The sequence below is a fragment of the Streptomyces sp. 351MFTsu5.1 genome (genome assembly GCF_000383655.1).
Taxonomy (GTDB): domain Bacteria; phylum Actinomycetota; class Actinomycetes; order Streptomycetales; family Streptomycetaceae; genus Streptomyces; species Streptomyces griseorubiginosus.
In genome coordinates this window covers 190,796-210,837 of the sequence record NZ_KB911775.1, presented here as the reverse complement: position 1 = coordinate 210,837, position 20,042 = coordinate 190,796, and the positions used below count along the sequence as shown (strand labels likewise).

Annotated in this window: 20 protein-coding genes; 12 read left to right on the top strand and 8 right to left on the bottom strand. The window is 71.3% G+C overall.

The genetic code is table 11. From position 1 onward, the window contains the following. Positions 1–88: 88 nt before the first annotated feature. Together H295_RS0100940 and H295_RS0100935 are read left to right on the top strand one after the other, a co-directional pair. Positions 89–1,756, top strand: a complete 1,668-nt coding sequence (locus H295_RS0100940) for an AMP-binding protein (protein WP_020133465.1) — start codon at positions 89–91, stop codon at positions 1,754–1,756. Between the two features lie 43 nt (positions 1,757–1,799). Then, positions 1,800–3,386 carry an AMP-binding protein gene (locus H295_RS0100935; RefSeq protein ID WP_020133464.1) on the top strand — a complete coding sequence of 529 codons (1,587 nt, stop codon included), beginning with the start codon at positions 1,800–1,802 and terminating at the stop codon, positions 3,384–3,386. A gap of 10 nt (positions 3,387–3,396) precedes the next feature. On the opposite strand, the gene H295_RS0100930 is transcribed toward H295_RS0100935, so the two are convergent. After that, positions 3,397–4,161 (bottom strand): hypothetical protein, encoded by a 765-nt coding sequence (locus H295_RS0100930; protein WP_078616544.1) that lies wholly within the window; start codon positions 4,159–4,161, stop codon positions 3,397–3,399. Positions 4,162–4,344: 183 nt separating this feature from the next. On the opposite strand from H295_RS0100930, the gene gcl reads away from it, so the two are divergent. After that, the gene (gene gcl, locus H295_RS0100925; protein ID WP_028808922.1) at positions 4,345–6,129 is read left to right on the top strand and encodes a glyoxylate carboligase; all 1,785 of its coding nucleotides are present in this window, start codon (positions 4,345–4,347) and stop codon (positions 6,127–6,129) included. Positions 6,130–6,779: 650 nt separating this feature from the next. On the opposite strand, the gene H295_RS0100920 is transcribed toward gcl, so the two are convergent. Then, positions 6,780–7,670, bottom strand: a complete 891-nt coding sequence (locus tag H295_RS0100920; protein ID WP_020133461.1) for a 2-hydroxy-3-oxopropionate reductase — start codon at positions 7,668–7,670, stop codon at positions 6,780–6,782. A gap of 31 nt (positions 7,671–7,701) precedes the next feature. Then, on the bottom strand, positions 7,702–8,523 hold the full coding sequence (locus H295_RS0100915) for a TIM barrel protein (RefSeq protein ID WP_020133460.1): 822 nt from the start codon (positions 8,521–8,523) through the stop codon (positions 7,702–7,704). A gap of 137 nt (positions 8,524–8,660) precedes the next feature. On the opposite strand from H295_RS0100915, the gene H295_RS0100910 reads away from it, so the two are divergent. The 7 genes from H295_RS0100910 (at position 8,661) to H295_RS0100880 (ending at position 14,154) form a co-directional block, all read left to right on the top strand. Continuing rightward, positions 8,661–8,912, top strand: coding sequence for a hypothetical protein (locus tag H295_RS0100910; RefSeq protein WP_043216915.1), 252 nt, complete (start codon positions 8,661–8,663; stop codon positions 8,910–8,912). Between the two features lie 47 nt (positions 8,913–8,959). Next, complete coding sequence (locus H295_RS0100905) at positions 8,960–9,268, top strand: helix-turn-helix domain-containing protein (protein ID WP_199788551.1); 309 nt, start codon at positions 8,960–8,962, stop codon at positions 9,266–9,268. An 84-nt stretch (positions 9,269–9,352) separates the two neighbouring features. Further along, complete coding sequence (gene uraD, locus H295_RS0100900) at positions 9,353–9,865, top strand: 2-oxo-4-hydroxy-4-carboxy-5-ureidoimidazoline decarboxylase (RefSeq protein ID WP_020133457.1); 513 nt, start codon at positions 9,353–9,355, stop codon at positions 9,863–9,865. 2 nt (positions 9,866–9,867) lie between these two features. Beyond that, complete coding sequence (uraH, locus tag H295_RS0100895) at positions 9,868–10,263, top strand: hydroxyisourate hydrolase (RefSeq protein ID WP_020133456.1); 396 nt, start codon at positions 9,868–9,870, stop codon at positions 10,261–10,263. Positions 10,264–10,265: 2 nt separating this feature from the next. Then, positions 10,266–11,159 (top strand): factor-independent urate hydroxylase, encoded by an 894-nt coding sequence (gene pucL, locus H295_RS0100890; protein WP_020133455.1) that lies wholly within the window; start codon positions 10,266–10,268, stop codon positions 11,157–11,159. A 10-nt stretch (positions 11,160–11,169) separates the two neighbouring features. Further along, positions 11,170–12,549 (top strand): 8-oxoguanine deaminase, encoded by a 1,380-nt coding sequence (locus H295_RS0100885; protein WP_028808921.1) that lies wholly within the window; start codon positions 11,170–11,172, stop codon positions 12,547–12,549. A gap of 228 nt (positions 12,550–12,777) precedes the next feature. Beyond that, positions 12,778–14,154, top strand: coding sequence for a nucleobase:cation symporter-2 family protein (locus H295_RS0100880; RefSeq protein ID WP_020133453.1), 1,377 nt, complete (start codon positions 12,778–12,780; stop codon positions 14,152–14,154). On the opposite strand, the gene H295_RS0100875 is transcribed toward H295_RS0100880, so the two are convergent. Both H295_RS0100875 and H295_RS0100870 read right to left on the bottom strand, forming a co-directional pair. Continuing rightward, positions 14,139–14,888 (bottom strand): chitosanase, encoded by a 750-nt coding sequence (locus tag H295_RS0100875; RefSeq protein WP_078616543.1) that lies wholly within the window; start codon positions 14,886–14,888, stop codon positions 14,139–14,141. The two genes, H295_RS0100880 and H295_RS0100875, sit on opposite strands and share 16 nt — an antisense overlap. Positions 14,889–14,985: 97 nt before the next feature. Further along, a complete protein-coding gene (locus H295_RS0100870) occupies positions 14,986–15,807 on the bottom strand; it encodes an AraC family transcriptional regulator (protein ID WP_020133451.1) in 822 nt (273 codons plus the stop codon). A gap of 87 nt (positions 15,808–15,894) precedes the next feature. On the opposite strand from H295_RS0100870, the gene H295_RS0100865 reads away from it, so the two are divergent. Further along, the gene (locus H295_RS0100865) at positions 15,895–16,758 is read left to right on the top strand and encodes an NAD(P)H-binding protein (RefSeq protein ID WP_020133450.1); all 864 of its coding nucleotides are present in this window, start codon (positions 15,895–15,897) and stop codon (positions 16,756–16,758) included. Positions 16,759–16,867: 109 nt separating this feature from the next. Here H295_RS0100865 and H295_RS0100860 read toward each other — a convergent pair whose 3' ends face one another. Further along, the gene (locus H295_RS0100860) at positions 16,868–18,331 is read right to left on the bottom strand and encodes an MFS transporter (protein ID WP_020133449.1); all 1,464 of its coding nucleotides are present in this window, start codon (positions 18,329–18,331) and stop codon (positions 16,868–16,870) included. Between the two features lie 84 nt (positions 18,332–18,415). Here H295_RS0100860 and H295_RS0100855 point away from each other — a divergent pair, with 84 nt between their 5' ends. Next, positions 18,416–18,811: a winged helix-turn-helix transcriptional regulator gene (locus H295_RS0100855; protein WP_020133448.1), complete on the top strand. Its 396-nt coding sequence runs from the start codon at positions 18,416–18,418 to the stop codon at positions 18,809–18,811. 31 nt (positions 18,812–18,842) lie between these two features. On the opposite strand, the gene H295_RS0100850 is transcribed toward H295_RS0100855, so the two are convergent. Continuing rightward, the gene (locus tag H295_RS0100850; RefSeq protein ID WP_028808919.1) at positions 18,843–19,259 is read right to left on the bottom strand and encodes an acyl-CoA thioesterase; all 417 of its coding nucleotides are present in this window, start codon (positions 19,257–19,259) and stop codon (positions 18,843–18,845) included. Positions 19,260–19,314: 55 nt separating this feature from the next. Continuing rightward, positions 19,315–19,950 (bottom strand): hypothetical protein, encoded by a 636-nt coding sequence (locus H295_RS0100845; RefSeq protein ID WP_020133446.1) that lies wholly within the window; start codon positions 19,948–19,950, stop codon positions 19,315–19,317. Positions 19,951–20,042: the final 92 nt, after the last annotated feature.

The following is a 20,042-nucleotide window of genomic DNA, read 5'->3' as shown; positions in this document are numbered from 1 at the left end:
CCCCGTTCGGGGGTAGTGAGACCCGCATCACGGATTACACGATGGCAGAGAGCCGCCCGGCAACAGTCCGGCACGAGGAGGACGAGAGATGACGGCTACGGAGGACTTCCGCGGGGCGCGGGACTTCCTGCTGGCGCACCGCGAGGACTACGCCACCGCGTACGAGGGCTTCGACTGGCCCCGCCCGCGGCACTTCAACTGGGCGCTCGACTGGTTCGACGTCATCGCGCGCGGCAACGACCGCACCGCCCTGCACATCGTCGAGGAGGACGGCGGCGAGGTCCGGCTCTCCTTCGCCGAGATGGCCGAGCGCTCCGACCGGGTCGCCAACCTGCTGCGCGAGCGCGGGGTGGAGGCCGAGGACCGGATCCTCGTCATGCTGGGCAACCAGACCGAGCTGTGGGAGACCGCCCTCGCCGCGATGAAGCTGCGGGCCGTCGTCATCCCGGCGACCCCGCTGCTAGGCCCCGCCGACCTGCGGGACCGCGTCGAGCGCGGCCGGGTGCGGCACGTGCTGGTACGGGCCGAGGACACCGGCAAGTTCGACGACGTGCCCGGCGACTACACCCGCATCGCGGTGGGCGGCGTCCCGGAGGGCTGGCAGCCGTACGAGGACGCCTACGCGGCCTCCGCGGAGTTCCTGCCCGACGGCCCGACCCTCTCCGACGACCCGCTGATGCTGTACTTCACCTCCGGGACCACCGCCCGGCCCAAGCTCGTCGAGCACACGCACACCTCGTACCCGATCGGGCACCTGGCGACCATGTACTGGATCGGCCTCGAGCCCGGCGACGTGCACCTGAACATCTCCTCGCCCGGCTGGGCCAAGCACGCCTGGTCCAATCTGTTCGCGCCCTGGAACGCCGAGGCGACCGTCTTCATCCACAACTACACGCGCTTCGACGCGGCCCGTCTGATGGCAGAGATGGACCGGGCGGGCGTCACCACCTTCTGCGCCCCGCCGACCGTGTGGCGCATGCTCATCCAGGCCGACCTGACCCAGCTGCGCACCCCGCCGCGGGAGGTGGTCGCGGCCGGTGAGCCGCTGAACCCCGAGGTGATCGAGCAGGTCCGGCGGGCCTGGGGCATCACCATCCGGGACGGCTTCGGCCAGACCGAGACCGCCGTGCAGGTCTCCAACAGCCCCGGACAGGTCCTGAAGACCGGCTCCATGGGCCGCCCCAGCCCCGGATACAAGGTGGAGCTGCTCGACCCGGTGTCCGGCGCGCCCGGCGCGGCCGAGGGCGAGATCGCGCTGGACCTGTCGGCCCGGCCGGTCGGCCTGATGACCGGCTACCACGGCGACCCGGACCGTACGGCGGAGGCGATGGCCGGTGGCTACTACCGGACCGGGGACGTCGCGTCCCGGGACGAGGACGGCTACCTGACCTACATCGGTCGCAGCGACGACGTGTTCAAGGCCTCCGACTACAAGATCAGCCCCTTCGAGCTGGAGAGCGTGCTCCTGGAGCACGAGGCGGTGGCCGAGGCGGCCGTCGTGCCCGCCCCTGACGAGCTGCGGCTCGCGGTCCCGAAGGCGTACGTGGTGCTGGCGGCGGGCTGGGAGCCCGGCCCGGACACCGCCAAGGTGCTCTTCGAGCACTCCCGTCAGGCGCTGGCGCCCTACAAGCGGATCCGGCGGCTTGAGTTCGCTGCGCTGCCGAAGACGGTGTCCGGGAAGATCCGCCGGATCGAGCTCCGGGAGGCCACGGCCGCCGGCTCGGACGCCGAGTACCGCGAGGAGGACTTCCGGTGAAAGCACGGGGAGGACTTCCGGTGAGCCGCGAGGAGGACTTCCGGTGAGCTCGTACACGCACGGCGTGAGCACGACCGAGCTGCTCGGCGACACCATCGGCGCCAGCCTCGACCGGGCGGTGGCCACCTGGCCCGACCGCGAGGCCCTGGTGGACGTGCCGTCCGGGCGGCGGTGGACCTATGCGCAGTTCGGTGCCGACGTCGACGAGCTGGCGCGGGCGCTGCTCGGTGCCGGGGTCGTGAAGGGCGACCGGGTGGGCATCTGGGCGGTCAACTGCCCCGAGTGGACGCTGGTCCAGTACGCCACCGCCCGCATCGGCGCGATCATGGTCAACATCAACCCGGCGTACCGCACCCACGAGGTCGAGTACGTCCTCAACCAGGCAGGCATCTCCCTGCTGTTCGCCTCGCTGAGCCACAAGAGCAGCGACTACCGGGCGATGGTCGACGACGTGCGGGGCCGGTGCCGTGAGCTGCGGGAGGTCGTCTACATCGGCGACCCGAGCTGGCGGGCCCTACTCGAACGGGCCGTCGTGGCACCGGAGTTCCCGGAGCTGTCCTGCGACGACCCCATCAACATCCAGTACACCTCGGGCACGACGGGCTTCCCCAAGGGGGCCACGCTCTCCCACCACAACATCCTCAACAACGGCTACTTCGTCGGGGAGTTGATCGCCTACACCGAACAGGACCGGATCTGCATCCCGGTGCCGTTCTACCACTGCTTCGGCATGGTGATGGGCAACCTGGCGGCGACCTCGCACGGCGCCTGCATGGTGATCCCGGCCCCGTCCTTCGACCCGGCGGCCACCCTGGGCGCGGTCCAGCAGGAGCGCTGCACCTCGCTCTACGGCGTCCCGACCATGTTCATCGCGGAGCTGAACCTCCCCGACTTCGCGTCGTACGACCTGTCCTCGCTGCGCACCGGGATCATGGCGGGCTCGCCCTGTCCGGTGGAGGTGATGAAGCGGGTGGTCGCCGAGATGCACATGGCGGAGGTGTCCATCTGCTACGGCATGACGGAGACCTCCCCGGTCTCGCTGCAGACCCGCAGGGACGACGACCTCGAACACCGCACCGGCACGGTGGGCCGCGTCCTGCCGCACATCGAGGTCAAGGTCGTGGACCCGGCGACCGGGGTCACCCAACCCCGGGGCGCGGCGGGGGAGTTGTGCACCCGGGGCTACAGCGTGATGCTCGGCTACTGGAACGAGCCCGAGAAGACCGCGGAGGCCGTCGACGCCGGGCGCTGGATGCACACCGGTGACCTGGCGACGATGCGTGAGGACGGGTACGTCGAGATCGTGGGACGCATCAAGGACATGATCATCCGGGGCGGCGAGAACATCTACCCGCGCGAGATCGAGGAGTTCCTCTACGGCCACCCGGGGATCGCGGACGTCCAGGTCGTCGGGGTCCCTCACGAGCGCTACGGCGAGGAGGTGCTGGCCTGCGTGATCCCCCGCGACCCGGCGGCCCCGCCGAGCCTGGAGGACCTGCGCGCCTTCTGCGAGGGCCGCCTGGCCCACTACAAGATCCCGACCCGGCTGCGGATCCTGGAGGCCTTCCCGATGACGGTGTCGGGGAAGGTGCGGAAGGTGGAGCTGCGGGAGGGGTACGGGGAGGGGTAGGGCGGTCCGGTCAGGTGTCGCCCAACTCGTCCGCCAGGGCGTTCACCGGCTGCGGGGTGCCCGTCAGGTCCAGGACGAACAGGGGGACTCCCAGGCTGTCGGCGCGGGTGCGGGCCTCCGTGGTGTAGCCGGCCAGGGAGAAGTAGACGCAGTGCGCGGACTCCGTCATGGCCGTCAGCCACAGGCACTCCACGTCCCGCGGTGAGGCGCGGCGCACCGTGGGGTCCACCTGGGCCAGCAGGCCGCGCGCGGCGAGACCGATGCCGGACGGCGGTCGCTGGTCCGCCCGCCGGATGTCCTGGTAGCCGAGCCAGCGCAGGTACAACGCGACCACGGTCACCGCGTCGCGCGCGGTGCGGATGGTGAGGGGCTGGAAGGCGCGGCGCGGGGGAGCGGGCGTGGCGGGTCCGCGGTTCTCGGCGAGGGAAGGCCTCTCTGCGGCGGCGGGCGCTTCCGCCGCGTCCGCCGTCCCGCCGCGCGCCGCGGCCCGTTCCGGTACCGAACGCGCCGGGCCGGCCCCGTCCGCCGTCACGGCGATCCGCAGCACCGTCCCGCACGCGCACCCCAGTTCCGGGTGCGGCCACTCCGACCGGCGCCCGCACAGCGCGCACTCCACGGTGACCCAGGTCTCTTCCCACACCTGATGCGTCACCGCCCGCGCTCCTGGCTCCAGCGGCGGCGAGACCGGGGCGCCGCACGCGCACGGGTATGTCGGCGCCGCGTAGAGGTGCTCGCGCCGACAGACCGGACAGCGCACCGGCACGCTTTCGGACATGGCCACATCGTCCTCCAGGACCCGGCCCGTTGTCCGCCTCTTGACGGTCTTCACCCACCGACCTACATTGCTTCCAGATAGCAGAAAATATATTCCGTATTACGGAAGCACTCACCGCGGGGCGCGACGGGAGTACGCATCCGACAGCCGACACAGTTGAAGCAGTCGAAGCAGGAGTACTCGATGGCTCGAATGACCGCTGCCCGCGCGGCAGTTGAGATCCTCAAACGCGAAGGCGTCACGGACGCGTTCGGCGTGCCCGGCGCGGCGATCAACCCCTTCTACGCCGCGCTCAAGGCGTCCGGGGGCATCCACCACACCCTCGCCCGCCATGTCGAGGGCGCCTCGCACATGGCCGAGGGGTACACCAGGACCCGCCCGGGCAACATCGGCGTCTGCATCGGGACTTCGGGCCCCGCCGGCACCGACATGATCACCGGGCTGTACTCCGCCACCGGCGACTCCGTCCCGATCCTGTGCATCACGGGCCAGGCCCCGACCGCCGTGATCCACAAGGAGGACTTCCAGGCCGTCGACATCGCGTCCATCGCGGGCCCGGTGACCAAGATGGCCGTCACCGTCCTCGAGGCCGCCCAGGTCCCCGGCGTCTTCCAGCAGGCCTTCCACCTGATGCGCTCCGGTCGTCCGGGGCCGGTCCTGATCGACCTGCCGATCGACGTCCAGCTGACCGAGATCGAGTTCGACCCGGAGACGTACGAGCCCCTCCCGGTCTACAAGCCGGCCGCGAGCCGCGCGCAGATCGAGAAGGCGATCGGGATGCTGAACGCGTCCGAGCGCCCGCTGATCGTCGCCGGCGGCGGAGTCATCAACGCCGACGCCGCCGAACTCCTCGTCGAGTTCGCCGAGTTGACCGGCACCCCGGTCGTCCCGACCCTCATGGGCTGGGGCGTGCTGCCCGACGACCACGAGCTCAACGCCGGCATGGTGGGCCTCCAGACCTCGCTCCGCTACGGCAACGCGACCTTCCTGGAGTCCGACTTCGTCCTCGGCATCGGCAACCGCTGGGCCAACCGCCACACCGGCAAGCTGGACGTCTACACGGCCGGCCGGACCTTCGTCCACGTCGACGTGGAGCCCACCCAGATCGGACGGATCTTCGCCCCGGACTACGGCATCGCCTCCGACGCCAAGGCGGCCCTTGCTCTCTTCGTCGAGGTGGCACGGGAGTTGAAGGCGGCGGGCAGGCTGCCCGACCGCGGTGCCTGGGCCGCGTCCGCGCAGGAGAAGAAGGCGACCCTCCAGCGCCGTACGCACTTCGACGACATCCCCATCAAGCCGCAGCGCGTCTACGAGGAGATGAACAAGGCCTTCGGCCCGGAGACCCGGTACGTCTCCACCATCGGCCTCTCGCAGATCGCCGGCGCCCAGATGCTGCACGTCTTCAGGCCGCGGCACTGGATCAACTGCGGCCAGGCCGGCCCCCTCGGCTGGACGATCCCGGCCGCGCTGGGCGTCGCCAAGGCCGACCCGGAGGCACAGGTCGTGGCGCTCTCCGGGGACTACGACTTCCAGTTCATGATCGAGGAGCTGGCCGTCGGGGCGCAGCACCGGATCCCGTACATCCACGTCCTGGTGAACAACTCCTACCTGGGCCTGATCCGCCAGGCCCAGCGCGCCTTCGACATCGACTTCCAGGTCAACCTGGAGTTCGAGAACGTCAACTCCCCGGAGCTGGGCGTCTACGGCGTCGACCATGTGAAGGTCGCCGAGGGTCTGGGCTGCAAGGCGATCCGGGTGACCGACCCGGCGGAGTTGGGCGCCGCGCTGGAACAGGCGAAGAAGCTGGCCGCGGAGTTCCAGGTCCCGGTCGTCGTCGAGGCGATCCTGGAGCGGGTCACCAACATCGCGATGTCCACCACCAACGACATCGGAAACGTGGTCGAGTTCGAGGAGCTCGCGACGGAACCGGCGCACGCGCCGACGTCGATCAGGACGCTGAAGGTCTGACACCGCGGGAAGTCTGACACCGCGCACAGCTGAAGGGCGGTCCCACCGTGATGGTCGGACCGCCCTTTCCTGTGCCCGGCTCCCCCGAAGCCGTCCCCCGTCGTGCGGCCCGCCGCCCCCGTGCCGGCGAACCTCACGTGATGAGAATGTGCCCGAGGCGGGGGTGAGTTGAAGCCCCCTGAGTCGTGTTCAGAGGTTGATTTGAGGTTTGTACGTCGGCTGCGGGCCGGTGGGGGCTGGTCGCGCAGTTCCCCGCGCCCCTAGGTGGGTTGCAGAGAGGCATGCTCGGACTGCACCGACTCAGGGGCGCGGGGAACTGCGCGACCAGCCACAACGCACCCGAACACAACAACGCGCGGGACACGGCAGAGCCGTATCCCGCGCAGGACCGCGGCGGCGGCGACGGTACCGGCAACCCCCCTCCCCTCAGGTCGAGGAAGAGGATCCCGGCGCCTTCACCACCGCACTGGCTCGCACACCGCCGCGGTCCGTTCCCTGCCCGGACGCCCCCGGGCGACCACCCCTCATCCGGGTCGCCGGTGCGTCGGGGCAGGGAGTCTCACAGGAGTTGTGGTGCCGGGCGGCGCCACCGCCTGGGCGCGACAGGACAGATGTCGGCGAGGGCGCCGCCCGGGGTCTTGGAGGGGGCGTCAGACCTGGGCGCCGGACAGGCGCTCCACGGCCCGCAGCAGCGCCGAGTGGTCCAGGCCCCCGTCGCCCTGCGCACGCAGACTCGCGACCAGTTGGGCGACCACCGCGCCGACCGGCAGGGCCGCGCCGACCGTGCGGGCCGCGTCGGTGACGATGCCCATGTCCTTGTGGTGCAGGTCGATCCGGAAGCCCGGCTTGAAGTCGCGCTGGAGGAAGTTGTCCTTCTTGCGGGTCAGCACGGTCGAGCCGGCGAGACCGCCGTTCAGGACGTCCAGCGCGGCCTTCAGGTTCACGCCCGACTTCTCCAGGAACACCACGGCCTCGGCGCACGCCTGGATGTTCACGGCGACGATCAGCTGGTTCGCGGCCTTCACGGTCTGCCCCGAGCCGTGCGGACCGCACAGCACGATGGTCCTGCCCAGCGCCTCGAAGACCGGCTCGGCCTCGTCGAAGTCGGCCTGCTCGCCGCCGACCATGATGGACAGCACCGCCTCGATCGCTCCGGCCTCGCCGCCGGAGACGGGCGCGTCCAGGACCCGGACGCCCTTCTCCGCGGCGGCCTTCGCGAGGTCCACCGAGGTCTGCGGGGTGATCGAGGACATGTCGATCAGCAGGGCGCCGGGACGGGCGTGGGCGAGGATGCCGTCCGGGCCGTAGGCGATGGCCTCGACCTGCGGGGACGCGGGCACCATCGTGATGATGACGTCGGCGTCGCGCACGGCCTCGGCGATCGAGGCGGCCGCGGTGCCACCGGCGGCGGCCAGCCGGTCCAGCTTGTCCTGCTCCAGGGTGTACCCGGTGACGTCGTAGCCCGCCTTGACCAGGTTCTCGGACATGGGGGAGCCCATGATGCCGAGGCCTATCCAGGCGATCTTGGGGAGACTGCTCATGTCGGGGGTGCCTCTCGGTGTGTAAGGGGGGTCAGCGGGCGAGCCAGTCGAAGGCCTCGGAACTCGGGCGGTCGCCGGGCTTGCACTCCAGGCCGACCCAGCCGTCGTAACCGGCCTTGGCCAGCAGGCCCAGCAGCTCCTCCAGCGGCAGCGTCCCGGTGCCGGGTGCGCCGCGTCCGGGGTTGTCGGCGATCTGGACGTGCCCGGTCTTCGGGGTGAACTCCTCGATCACCGCCGGGAGGTCCTCGCCGTTCATGGACAGGTGGTAGAGGTCCATGAGGAAGCGGGCGTTGCCGAGGCCGCTCGCCGCGTTGACCTTGTCGACGATCCCGACCGCGGCCTGTGCGCTCACCAGCGGGTACCGGGGCGACTCGGGCCTGTTGAGGGCCTCGACCAGCAGGACCGCGCCGATCCGGTCGGCCGCGCGGGCCGCCAGGACCAGGTTCTCCAGCGCCAGTGCGTCCTGCTCGGCCGGGTCCACGCCGTCGACGCGGTTGCCGTAGAGCGCGTTGAGCGCCGTGGCGCCCAGCGATCCGGCGAAGTCGGCGGCCACGTCGATGTTGGCGCGGAACCGCTCCGACTCCTCGCCCGGGATCGACAGGGCGCCGCGGTCGGGTCCCGGCAGCTCGCCGGCGTAGAAGTTCAGGCCCGTGAGCTGGACGCCCGCGTCCTCGACGGCCCGCTTCAGGGCGTCGAGCTCCGACTGCTCGGGGGTGGGGGTGTCGATCCAGGGCCACCACAGCTCGACCGCGGTGAAGCCGGCCGCGGCGGCTGCCGCGGGGCGCTCCAGGAGCGGGAGTTCCGTGAAGAGGATCGACAGGTTGACGTTGAAGCGCTGCTCTGCGAATCCCATGGACCCGGCGCTCCCTTCCGTTTCGAGTATTTCCGTAATGCGGAAGTTAATTTCTGCTTATTGGAAGATTGCCGTCGGGTCGAAGGCGTTGTCAAGAGGGCCCGGCGGAAAGCCGCACCGCGGGTTAGGTTGTGCGCGTGCGATTGAGAGTGGAGTTCACGACCGAGCCCTTCGACCTCGACGAGGCCCCGGCGCACGCCCTGGTGGCCCGCGAGGTCGTCGAGGCGGCCGAACTGGACGCGGTGGACGTCGGTCCGTTCGGCAACACCGCCGAGGGTGGCGCCGACCAGGTGCTCGGCGCCGTGGACGCCCTGCTGCACAAGGCCCTCGCCGCGGGCGCCACCCGGATCTCCCTCCAGGTCAACGTGGTCGCGGAAGGGGACGTGTGAGCGCCGACGAGTCGTTCATCGCGGCGGTCAAGCCGCTGGTCGACGCCATGGGCGGCGAGCTGCTGCCGCCGGACGAGGCGGGCCCTGACGACGTCGTGCTCGCCTGGGAGGGCGCCGACGTCGTCGCCGTACGGCTGCCCCAGCTCGCGGACTCCCTCGACCACATCCTGGCCGCCATGGAGCGCAAGCGCGGGATGCCGCTCGCCGACCTCGACCGCAAGGCCAAGCAGGAGGTCGTACGGGTGCTGGAGGCGCGCGGCGCCTTCTCGGTGCGGCATGGTGTGGAGACAGTGGCGAGCGCGCTCGGGGTGAGCCGCTTCACCGTCTACAACTATCTGAACCGGGACAAATCGTAGGCAACACGGCTGTGCGGGTTTCGTCATCCCGAATTTTCAACAAAGTGTTGACGTGATGTCGCGTCGGGGCGTTAGCTGACTGTCGTGACTTCGACTTCCACGCCCCCCGGCCTGGCCCGGTTCAACGTCCTGGAGGAGCCCGCGGCGCGTGCCGTCCTCCTCGAGGCGTGCGCCTCCACGGCGTGGGCTCGGCGTCTGCTCGCCGCCCGCCCCTACGACACAGCGGACGACCTCTACGCCACCAGCGACGCCGCCATGGCCGAGCTGACCGCCGACGACCTCGGCGAGGCGATGGGCGGGCACCCGCCGATCGGCCGGCCCAAGCCGGGCGACCCGGCCTCCGCCCGGGAGCAGTCCGGCATGGCCTCGGCCGACGACGCGCTCAAGGCCGAGATGCTCGAACTCAACCTGGCGTACCAGGAGCGGTTCGGCCATGTCTTCCTGATCTGCGCGACCGGCCGCAGCGCCGAGGAGATGCGGGACGCGGTCAAGGAGCGGATCGGCAACGCGCCGGAACAGGAGCGCGAGATCGTCCGCACCGAGCTGGGGAAGATCAACCGTATCCGGCTCGCCCGCATCGCCGAAGAGGACACCTGACCATGAGCACCAGCACCACCGCCTCCGTGTCCACGCACATCCTGGACACCAGCGTCGGCCGCCCCGCCGGGGGAGTCGCCGTCCGGCTCGCGGCCCGCAGTGGCCGGGACGCCGACTGGCAGGCGCTCGGCGGCTCCGCGACCGACGCGGACGGCCGGTGCAAGGACCTGCCGGCACTGCCGGAGGGGACCAGCCACGTACGGCTCGACTTCGAGGTCGAACCGTACTTCTTGAAGAAGCAAGCCGATGCGCAGCAGGACGCCCCCGCGAATCGGGACAGCGGTGCCGGAGCGTTCTTCCCGGAGGTGGCGATCACGTTCGCCGTCGAACCCGGCGAGCACTACCACGTACCGCTGCTGCTCAACCCGTTCGGCTACTCCGTATACCGAGGGAGCTAGCTATGCCCATTCTTGGACAGAACCAGTACGGCAAGGCCGAGAACCGAGTCGTCAGGATCACGCGGGACGGCGCCACCCACCACATCAAGGACCTCAACGTCTCGGTGTCGCTGAGCGGCGACATGGACGAGGTCCACTACTCCGGCTCCAACGCCAGTGTCCTGCCGACCGACACCACCAAGAACACGGTGTACGCGTTCGCCAAGGAGCACGGCATCGAGTCCGCCGAGCAGTTCGGCATCCACCTCGCCCGGCACTTCGTCACGAGTCAGGAGCCCATCCACCGGGCCCGGATCCGGATCGAGGAGTACACCTGGGAGCGGATCGCGATACCCGGCGAGGCCAGGCACTCCTTCGTGCGCAAGGGCCAGGAGACCCGGCTCGCCCAGATCACCTACGACGGCTCGTCGTGGGAGGTCGTCTCCGGCCTCAAGGACCTGACCGTGCTGAACTCGACCGACTCCGAGTTCTGGGGCTACGCCAAGGACAAGTACACGACCCTGCCCGAGGCCTACGACCGCATCCTGGCCACCGACGTCTCCGGCCGCTGGCGCTTCAACTGGACCGACGACGCCCAGGAGATGCCCGACTGGGACGCGTCCTACGAGCAGACCAGGCAGCACATGCTGCGGGCCTTCGCCGAGACCTACTCCCTCTCGCTCCAGCAGACCCTGTACCAGATGGGCTCGCGGATCATCGAGAACCGCGCCGAGATCGACGAGGTCCGCTTCTCGCTTCCCAACAAGCACCATTTCCTGGTGGACCTGGAGCCCTTCGGGCTCAAGAACGACAACGAGGTGTACTTCGCCGCCGACCGGCCCTACGGCCTGATCGAGGCGACCGTCCTGCGGGACGGCCGCGAGGCGAGGATCCCCGCGGACCTGACCACCCTCTGAGGGGCGCACCATGACAGCAGTTCAGCGCATCGTGATCGAGAACTGTTCGATCGCGACCGTAGACGCCGACGACACCGAGTACGCCTCCGGCCATGTCGTCATCGCCGGCAACCGCATCGAGTCCCTCGGCGCGGGCCCGGCCCCCCAGGGCCTCCAGGACGTGGTGCGCCGGATCGACGCCACCGGTCACCTGGTGACGCCCGGCCTGGTCAACACCCACCACCACTACTACCAGTGGATCACCCGGGGCCTGGCCACCGACCACAACCTCTTCAACTGGCTCGTCGCGCTGTACCCGACGTGGGCGCGCATCGACGAGGAAATGGTCTACGCCGCCGCCCAGGGGTCGCTCGCGATGATGGCCCGCGGTGGCGTGACCACCGCGATGGACCACCACTACGTCTTCCCGAAGGACTCGGGCGACCTGTCCGGCGCCATCATCCGCGCCGCCCGCGAGACGGGCGTCCGCTTCACCCTGGCCCGCGGCTCCATGGACCGCAGCGAGAAGGACGGCGGTCTGCCCCCGGACTTCGCGGTGGAGACCCTCGAAGGCGCCCTCGCCGCGACCGAGGCCACCGTCAAGGAGCACCACGACTCCTCCTTCGACGCCATGACCCAGGTGGCCGTCGCACCCTGCTCGCCGTTCTCCGTCTCCACCGAACTCCTGCGGGAGGGAGCCGAGTTGGCCCGCCGCCTCGGGGTACGGCTGCACACCCACGGCTCGGAGACCGTGGAGGAGGAGCAGTTCTGCAAGGAACTGTTCGGCATGGGCCCGACCGACTACTTCGAGTCCACCGGCTGGCTCGGCGAGGACGTGTGGATGGCGCACTGCGTCCACATGAACGACTCCGACATCGCCGCGTTCGCCCGGACGAAGACCGGCGTGGCCCACTGCCCTTCGTCGAATGCCCGGCTGGCGGCGGGAATCGCCCGCGTCCCCGACATGCTCGCGGCCGGCGTCCCGGTCGGCCTCGGCGTCGACGGCACGGCGTCCAACGAATCCGGTGAGCTGCACACCGAGTTGCGCAACGCGCTGCTCATCAACCGGCTCGGCGCCCACCGGGAGGCCGCCCTGAACGCCCGTCAGGCCCTGCGCCTCGGGACCTACGGCGGCGCCCAGGTCCTCGGCCGCGCGGCCGAGACCGGCTCCCTGGAGGCGGGCAAGCTCGCCGACCTGGTGCTGTGGAAGCTCGACACCCTGGCCCACGCCTCGATCGCCGACCCGGTGACCGCGCTGGTCTTCGGCGCGGCCGCCCCGGTCACGGCCTCGTTCGTGAACGGCCGTCAGATCGTCGAGAACAACCGCCTGTTGCACGTCGACGAGGACGCCGTCGCCCGCTCCACCCGGGAACAGGCCCGGCGGCTCGCGCGGATCGCGGCGCAGGACTGAGCAGTTCACCCGACTCCGGCCGAGAGGGACGGCTCTCGGCCGGCAGCCGTGGACCCCGTTGCGGGTTCCGCGGCGGCCGTGCCCGGGGCGCGCGTCGGACGCGCGCGCCCCGGAACGGTCCCCCTTCCCTCCCCGGGAACGTCCCGTCACGGTCCCGCACGACCACTCGCACCACCTCCATGAAACCCACGTCAGTGCCGACGTGTAACCGCCCGGAGGCGAGCCGCAGTGTCAGTCCACCCCGTCGACGAGAAACTCCCCGCCCTGAAGATGGCGACCACCGGCCTCCAGCACGTGGCCGCCATGTACGCCGGAGTCGTCGCCCCACCCCTGATCGTCGGCGCGGCCATCGGCCTCACCGCCGGCGACCTCACCTTCCTGACCGGCGCCTGCCTCTTCACCGCGGGCCTCGCCACCTTCCTCCAGACCCTCGGCATCTGGCGGATCGGCGCCCGGCTGCCCTTCGTCAACGGCGTCACCTTCGCCGGCGTCGCCCCCATGACCGCGATCGTCGCCTCCACGCACGACAAGACCGACGCCCTGCCCGTCATCTTCGGCGCGGTGATCGTGGCGGGCCTCCTCGGCTTCCTCGCCGCCCCCTTCTTCAGCAAGGCGATCCGCTTCTTCCCGCCGGTCGTCACCGGGACCGTGATCACCCTGATCGGCGTCTCCCTCCTGCCGGTCGCCTTCGGCTGGGCGCAGGGACCCGACCCCGGTGCACGGGACTACGGTTCGACGACCAACCTGGGCCTGGCGGCGGCGACTCTGGCCATCGTGCTGCTGCTCCGGCGCTTCACCCGCGGCTTCGTCAAGCAAGTGGCCGTCCTGCTGGGCCTGGTGGCCGGCACCCTGGTCGCGATCCCCTTCGGCGCCACGGACTTCACCCCCGTCGCCGACGCGGCCGTCGTCGGCTTCCCGGCCCCCTTCCACTTCGGCGCCCCGCAGTTCCAGCTCGCCGCGATCCTCTCGATGTGCGTGGTCATGGTGGTCTCGATGACCGAATCCACCGCGGACATGCTGGCGTTGGGCGAGATCGTGGAGCGCCCCGCCGACGAGCGGACCATCGCGGCCGGCCTGCGCGCCGACACCCTCGGTTCGGCCCTCAGCCCCCTGTTCAACGGCTTCATGTGCAGCGCCTTCGCCCAGAACATCGGCCTCGTCGCGATGACGAGGATCCGCAGCCGGTACGTCGTCGCCACCGGCGGCGCCTTCCTGGTGCTGATGGGCCTGTGCCCCGTGGCCGCCTCGCTCATCGCCGTCGTGCCGCGCCCGGTGCTCGGCGGCGCCGGGGTCGTGCTGTTCGGCTCGGTGGCCGCGAGCGGCATCCAGACCCTGGCCAAGGCGGGCCTGGACAGGGACAACAACGTCCTGATCGTCGCCGTCTCGCTGGCCGTCGGCATGATCCCGATCACCGCGCCGGAGTTCTACCACGCCTTCCCCGAGACCGCGAAGATCGTCCTGGACTCGGGGATCTCGCCCGGCTGTGTCGCCGCGGTGGTGCTGAACCTGGTCTTCAACCACCTCGGCCGGGGCGCCCAGGAGGGCCGGGACGCACGGGACGTCACCCACCCCATGGAAGCCGTCCCCGCTCAGTCGATCTCGTAACTGTCGCCGTACACACGCCACTTGAGCGGAGTGTCCAGGTCGAGATTGCCCGCGGCGAGGAACAGCCGCTGGGCGGTCTCGACCCGGCTCACGTCCCGGTGCGCCACCTCCTGCCTCATCGCCCGCACACGCGCGTCCAGAAAGGCGTCGAGATACGCCGTCTGGTCGCCGCCGTCCGCAGGGGTGTCCGCCTGTGCGCGGGCCCGGTCTCGGATGCCGCCGAAGCTGCGCGCGTCGCTGCCCGGACCGTGCATGACCATCGCGTCGTAGTAGATGAACTGCCCGAGCGCGCCGAGACCGTCCTTCTTGGCGCGGGCGACCGCCGGGTCGAAGTAGCCGCGGTCCCGCTCGTCCCGCTGCGCCCCGCGGAACGCGGAGGTCCGCGCCGCCGTGCGCCAGGCCGCCGGGAAGCCGGGGTCCAGGCCCTCGTGCGAGCCGGTGCCGTCCACCGCGCGCAGGGCGGGCAGATAGGGGGCGAGGGGGTTGTCGGGGACCCGGTCCGTGTAGAGCTCGACCAGCGCCAGCATGTCGCTCGTGCCGGAGCAGAACCCGATGATGCCGGCGGTGTAACCGCGGCCGTCCCCGATGTCCTCGATGTACCCGTACTGCGCCTGCCAGTCGAGCGAGGAGTTCTCCGCGCTGGACACCAGCCGCATCGCGAGATCCTTCTTGGCCGGCGCGTCGAGCCCGCTCGGCACCGCGGGGTCGGCCGACGGCCACCGGGCGCTCAGCATTCCGGCCCCGAGGGCGGCGAGCAGGGTGCGGCGGGCGGCCGCTCTGGACAGGAAGGCCACATCGTCTCCAAGTCTCCCGGAGGAGCGCTGTGCAGGGCTAACGGCTGTCGATCGCCTGGCAGGACCCGGGAGCGGGAAGCCGCCCGGTGAAGTAGGAACGCGGCGGGACACCCATCAGGGTGCGGAAGTCGGACGTCATGTGGGACTGGTCGTAGTAGCCGGTGGCGGCGGCCAGATCGGCCCAGCGCAGCTCGTCGGCGTGGGCCAGCACGGCACGGACCCGGTCGACACGGGCGTAGTGCTTGGGGGAGAGGCCGATGCCGTCGCTGAACAGGTTGCGCAACTGGCGCTCGCTGACGGCGAGTTCACGCGCCACGTCCCTGACCTGGCCGGGTATGTGGTCCGACCGGACCGACAGCGCGGTGACCGCGGCCCGCAGCAGCGCGTTCCGCCTCGAGTCGGCCCGGGTGGGCAGCCGGTCCGGAAGGAGGCCCCTGAGCCGGTCCACCGCGTCCTCGTGGTCCAGCCGCCCGAGTTCGTACGACAGCTGCCGCGCGGTCCGCCCGGGCAGCGCGCCCAGCGGGACGACCCGTCCGACGAGGTCGACGGCCGGCACGCCCAGCACCGCCCGCACGGTGCCCGGCGGCAGCAGGAACTCCGTGCAGGACACGGAGGGCTTGCCCCGGTGGTAGGTGGCCCGGACCCTGGGACCGGACACCAGCAGAGCCGGTCGGCCGGACCCCTCGGTCCGGACCAGCACCTTGGTCGCGGGGTCCGGCAGTCGCACGAACACCTTCGGCTGATCAGCGTCCTCGGTGCCGGTGCCGGTGCCGGTGCCGGTGCCGGTGCCGGTCTCAACGACCCACGGTCGCGGCTCGTCCGGGCGGCGCGGGGCGGGTTCGGCGGCGGAGTCGGTCACCTGTCCACGGTAAGCGGACGACCCCGGCGTCCGGGCCCGCGAAACGTGCCGGAATTTCCTATCGGCCGCGACGGTCCGACCGCCACCGTGATGGCCATGATTCTGGTGACGGGTGCCACGGGCACCATCGGCGGTGACGTCCTACGGCAGCTCCTGGCGCGCGGTGAGAAGGTGCGGGCGCTCACCCGGGACCCGGCCGCGGCCCAGCTGCCGCCCGGAGCGGAGGCGGCCCGCGGCCACCACCGGGACGCCGGGTCGCTCGCGGCGGCCATGACAGGCGTCGACTCGGCGTTCCTCGTGGGTGTCTTCGGCCCGGAGGACGCGGACAGCGACCGGGGGATGGCCGAAGCCGCACGGGCGGCCGGGGTACGGCGGATCGTGAAGCTCTCGGCGATCATGGCCGGTGACACCCGGACCGGCCTGGGCGGTGTCGCCCACGGCCGGGGTGAGGAGGCGGTCCGGGAGAGCGGCCTGGAGTGGGTCGTCCTGCGGCCGTCGGTCTTCGCGTCCAACACCCTGAGCTGGGCCGGGCCGCTCCGCTCGGGTGAGCCGGTGCCGAACATGCTGGGCTCGGGCCGACAGGGGGTCGTGGACCCGCGCGATGTCGCCGAGATCGCGGCAGCCGCACTGACCGATCCCGGCCACGCGGGACGGACGTACACCCTGACCGGCCCCGAGACCCTCAGCCCCCAGGACCAGGCCGGTGTGCTGGGCGAGGTGCTCGGCCGCCGTGTGGACCTGCGCGATCTCACCCCGCCGGAGTCCCGCGCCCTGCTGGTCGCCTCCGGCTGGAGCGAGGAGTCCGCCCAGGCCCTGCTGCGCAGTGTCCGCTTCGTGGCCGAGGGGGGCAACGAGGTGGTCACCGGGGAGGTGGCGGAGGTGCTGGGCCGTCCGGCGCGGACGTATCGGGAGTGGGCGCGTGACCACAGGGAGATGTTCGGCGGGGGATGAGCAGGAGATGTTCGGGGGCGGGGGCAGGGTCCGGCACGCTGTAGCCCGGGCCCTGCCTGAGCCTGAGCCCCTGCCCGAGCCCGAGCCCGTGCTCGATCCCGTGAGTCCGTCAGTCCCGGGTCTCCTTGCGTGGGCGCAGTACCACCGCCGCCAGCACCAGAGCCGTCACCGCGATCCCCGCCCCCACCCGGAACGCCGACTGGTACCCCTCCGCCGTCGCCGCGACCAGGTGAGCCCCCTCGCCGAGCAGCCCCTCCGTCCGGCGCGCCGCCACCACCGACAGCACCGCCAGCCCGAGCGAACCGCCCACCACCTGCGTGGTGTTGAACAGCCCCGACGCCAGCCCCGCGTCCTCCGGCCGGGCCCCCGCCATGGCCAGCCCGGTCAGCGCAGGCATCGCCGCCGCGAACCCGGTGGCCAGCAGAAGCAGCACGGGCAGCACGTCCACGACGTAGGACCCGTCGGCCGGCGCACGGCTCAGCAGGGCCATCCCGGCGACGACGAGGACGAGCCCCGCGAGCAGCACCCGGTACGCGCCGAACCGGCCGATCGTCCGGGCCGACAGCCCCAGCATCAGCGTCCCGATCACGATCGGCGCCGGCAGGAAGGCCGTACCGGTGAGCAACTCGCCGTAGCCCAGGACCCGTTGGAGGTAGAGCGCGCCGAGGAACTGGAAACCGTACATGGCGGCGATCATCAGGATCTGGACGGCGTTGGCGCCCGACAGCAGTCGCGAACCGAAGAGCCGCAGCCTCAGCAGCGGGCGGGCCGCACGCGCCTGCCGGAGGGTGAACGCCGTGAACAGGACGAGGGCCAGGGCCGCCAGGACGAGCGTCGCGGAGCTCCCGCGGTCGCCCGAACCGACGATCACGTACACCGTCAGCATCAGCGCCCCGGTGATCAGCGCGGCCCCCGGGAAGTCCGCGCCCCGGCCGAGGCCCTCGCCGTCCTCCGGGGCGAGCACACGGACGGCCGCCAGCAGGGCCACGAGCCCGATCGGCAGGTTGATCAGGAAGATCCAGTGCCAGTTCAGTGCCTGCGTCAAAGCGCCGCCGAGGAACGTGCCCAGCGCCCCGCCCGCCGCCCCGACCGCGCTGAACACCGCGATGGCCGTGGCCTGTTCGCGCGGCTCGGGGAACAGCGCGACCAGCATGCCGAGGACCACGGCCGTGGTCATCGCCCCGCCGACGCCCTGGAGGGCGCGCGCCGCGATCAGCACCCCCTGGCCGTCGGCCACCCCGCACAGCACCGACGCCGCCGTGAACACGGCCAGCCCGGCCGTGAACATCCGCTTGCGGCCGACCAGGTCGCCGAGCCGGCCCGCCAGCAACAGCAGTCCGCCGAAGGGGATCAGATAGGCGTTGACCACCCACGCCAGTCCCGGCCCCGAGAAGCCGAGGTCGCTCTGGACGGCCGGCATGGCGACCGTGACGATGTTGCCGTCCAGGATCGTCATCAGGGTCCCCGCGCACAGGACGACGAGGGCCGTCCAGCGGGAGTATGTTCGGCGCGGTGTGCGCGCAGGGTTCTCGACGATGGCCGTCATGGTGACGTGGGCCTCCGCAATCTCCATGGTTCCGACAAGTGGCCTTGGTGCACGACTTGTAACGGGGAACATCGTCAGTGACCATGGAGAGCGGCGTAAGGAGGCACTTCGATGTCCCAGAGGAACACCGGTGTTACCAGCCAGGTGGTGAACGCGCACGCGTGCCCGGTGCGGGAGGTTCTTGACAGGGTCGCCGGCAAGTGGAGCGTCCAGATCCTCGTCGCGGCGGCCCACGGGCCCATCCGCTTCACCGAGTTGGAGCGCAGCATCGAGGGCATCAGCCGCCGCATGCTGACCCTGACCCTGCGCAACCTCGAGCGCGACGGACTCGTCACCCGCACCGTGCACCCGACGGTCCCGCCCCGCGTCGAGTACGCACTCACGCCCGTCGCCCGCGAGCTGCACGAGACCCTGCAACGCCTGACCGACTGGGCCGAGCGCAACAGGGTCCACATCGCCGAGGCGCGCGCCGCCTACGACGCCGAGCATGAGCCGGAGCTCGTCTGAGCTGCACCGAGTGCGGACACGGGAGCGCGGATTACAGCAGGCCCGGGTCCGTGGCCAGCCCCTTGAGGACCTCGCCCGGGTTCGGGACCAGGCGTCGTGCGTTCAGGTCCATCAGGCCGCCGACCGCGGTGATCTCGGCCGCCACGGTGCCGTCCTTCTTGCGGATCTGCTGCTGTATGCGGAACGTCTTGCCCTCGCCCCACTCGAAACCGCAGCTCACCTCCACCTCGTCACCCGCCAGCAGCTCCCGCAGGTAGCGGATGGTGGTCTCCAGCGCCACCGGACCCACCCCGCTGCCGATGAGCCGGGCCTGGGTGATCCCGGCGGCCCTCAGCAGCGACCAGCGGGCGTGCTCGGCGTAGTTGAGGTACACGCTCTGGTTGAGGTGGCCCTGTACGTCCGTCTCGTACCCGCGGACGGTCACCGGTACGGAAAACGGCTCACTCACGTCAATCCCCTCTCACGCCACGGCAGTTACCGGAACCGATCCTGACACGTGCCCCCTACACCCGGCGTGGCGAGGCCAGCAGGTACCGGGTTCCGGTGCGCGGCTGCGTGTACTCGCCGACCTGCCAGCCCGCCTGCTCCAGCGTGCTCGCGCAGGCCCGCAGCGCCTCGGCGTCGGGGGCGTGCACGGCGACGGCCTCCGGCTGCGGGGTCGCGCGCACCCGGTAGCCGGGCGCGCCCCCCGCTTCCGGGGGATGGCCGGCCGCCTCCAGGGCCAGGGCGGCCGCCGGGACGAGGTGGCCGCGCTCCCAGCCGCACGGCCGGTCCGTGGCGCCGTCCGGGTTGGTCATCCGGCGCAGCTCCAGCAGCCCCTGCCAGGCGCTGTGCACCTCGCGCACCCGGGCCGGACCGGCGTCGGCGGGTTCCTCGGTGCCGCCGACGTGGGCCGTGAACACACCGGGGGCGGGGGTGGGACCGGTGGCGGGGGGCTGCTCGGGAGCCGCGGCGGCCGTCTCGCGTACGCGGTGGCCGGCCGGGGTCAGGAAGTGGTCGTGCGGTGGCCGGGGGTGCCGGAAGGCGAGACCACGCCTGACCAGCGCGTCCAGCTGGGACTCCGTGCCCTTGAGCCGGCCGGTGACGGGATCGGCGGCGTCGATGACACGCCGCTGGGCTGCGGTGGGCGGTCGGGTCACGGCGTGCTCCTTCCGGGCGACGGGCGATACGAGGACACGGCGAGACGGCCGGTCGTCCAGCAAGCCGCACCGCGGGCCGCGCGGGTCACCGG

Coding starts and splice junctions, on each gene's coding strand:
- H295_RS0100860 (WP_020133449.1), bottom strand. CDS start 18,331: ATGGAGATTGCGGAGGCCCACGTCACCATGACGGCCATCGTCGAGAAC.
- H295_RS0100905 (WP_199788551.1), top strand. CDS start 8,960: ATGGGCGGCGAGCTGCTGCCGCCGGACGAGGCGGGCCCTGACGACGTC.
- H295_RS0100915 (WP_020133460.1), bottom strand. CDS start 8,523: ATGGGATTCGCAGAGCAGCGCTTCAACGTCAACCTGTCGATCCTCTTC.
- uraH (WP_020133456.1), top strand. CDS start 9,868: ATGAGCACCAGCACCACCGCCTCCGTGTCCACGCACATCCTGGACACC.
- pucL (WP_020133455.1), top strand. CDS start 10,266: ATGCCCATTCTTGGACAGAACCAGTACGGCAAGGCCGAGAACCGAGTC.
- H295_RS0100940 (WP_020133465.1), top strand. CDS start 89: ATGACGGCTACGGAGGACTTCCGCGGGGCGCGGGACTTCCTGCTGGCG.
- H295_RS0100930 (WP_078616544.1), bottom strand. CDS start 4,161: ATGTCCGAAAGCGTGCCGGTGCGCTGTCCGGTCTGTCGGCGCGAGCAC.
- gcl (WP_028808922.1), top strand. CDS start 4,345: ATGGCTCGAATGACCGCTGCCCGCGCGGCAGTTGAGATCCTCAAACGC.
- H295_RS0100920 (WP_020133461.1), bottom strand. CDS start 7,670: ATGAGCAGTCTCCCCAAGATCGCCTGGATAGGCCTCGGCATCATGGGC.
- H295_RS0100855 (WP_020133448.1), top strand. CDS start 18,416: ATGTCCCAGAGGAACACCGGTGTTACCAGCCAGGTGGTGAACGCGCAC.
- H295_RS0100875 (WP_078616543.1), bottom strand. CDS start 14,888: ATGCTGAGCGCCCGGTGGCCGTCGGCCGACCCCGCGGTGCCGAGCGGG.
- H295_RS0100885 (WP_028808921.1), top strand. CDS start 11,170: ATGACAGCAGTTCAGCGCATCGTGATCGAGAACTGTTCGATCGCGACC.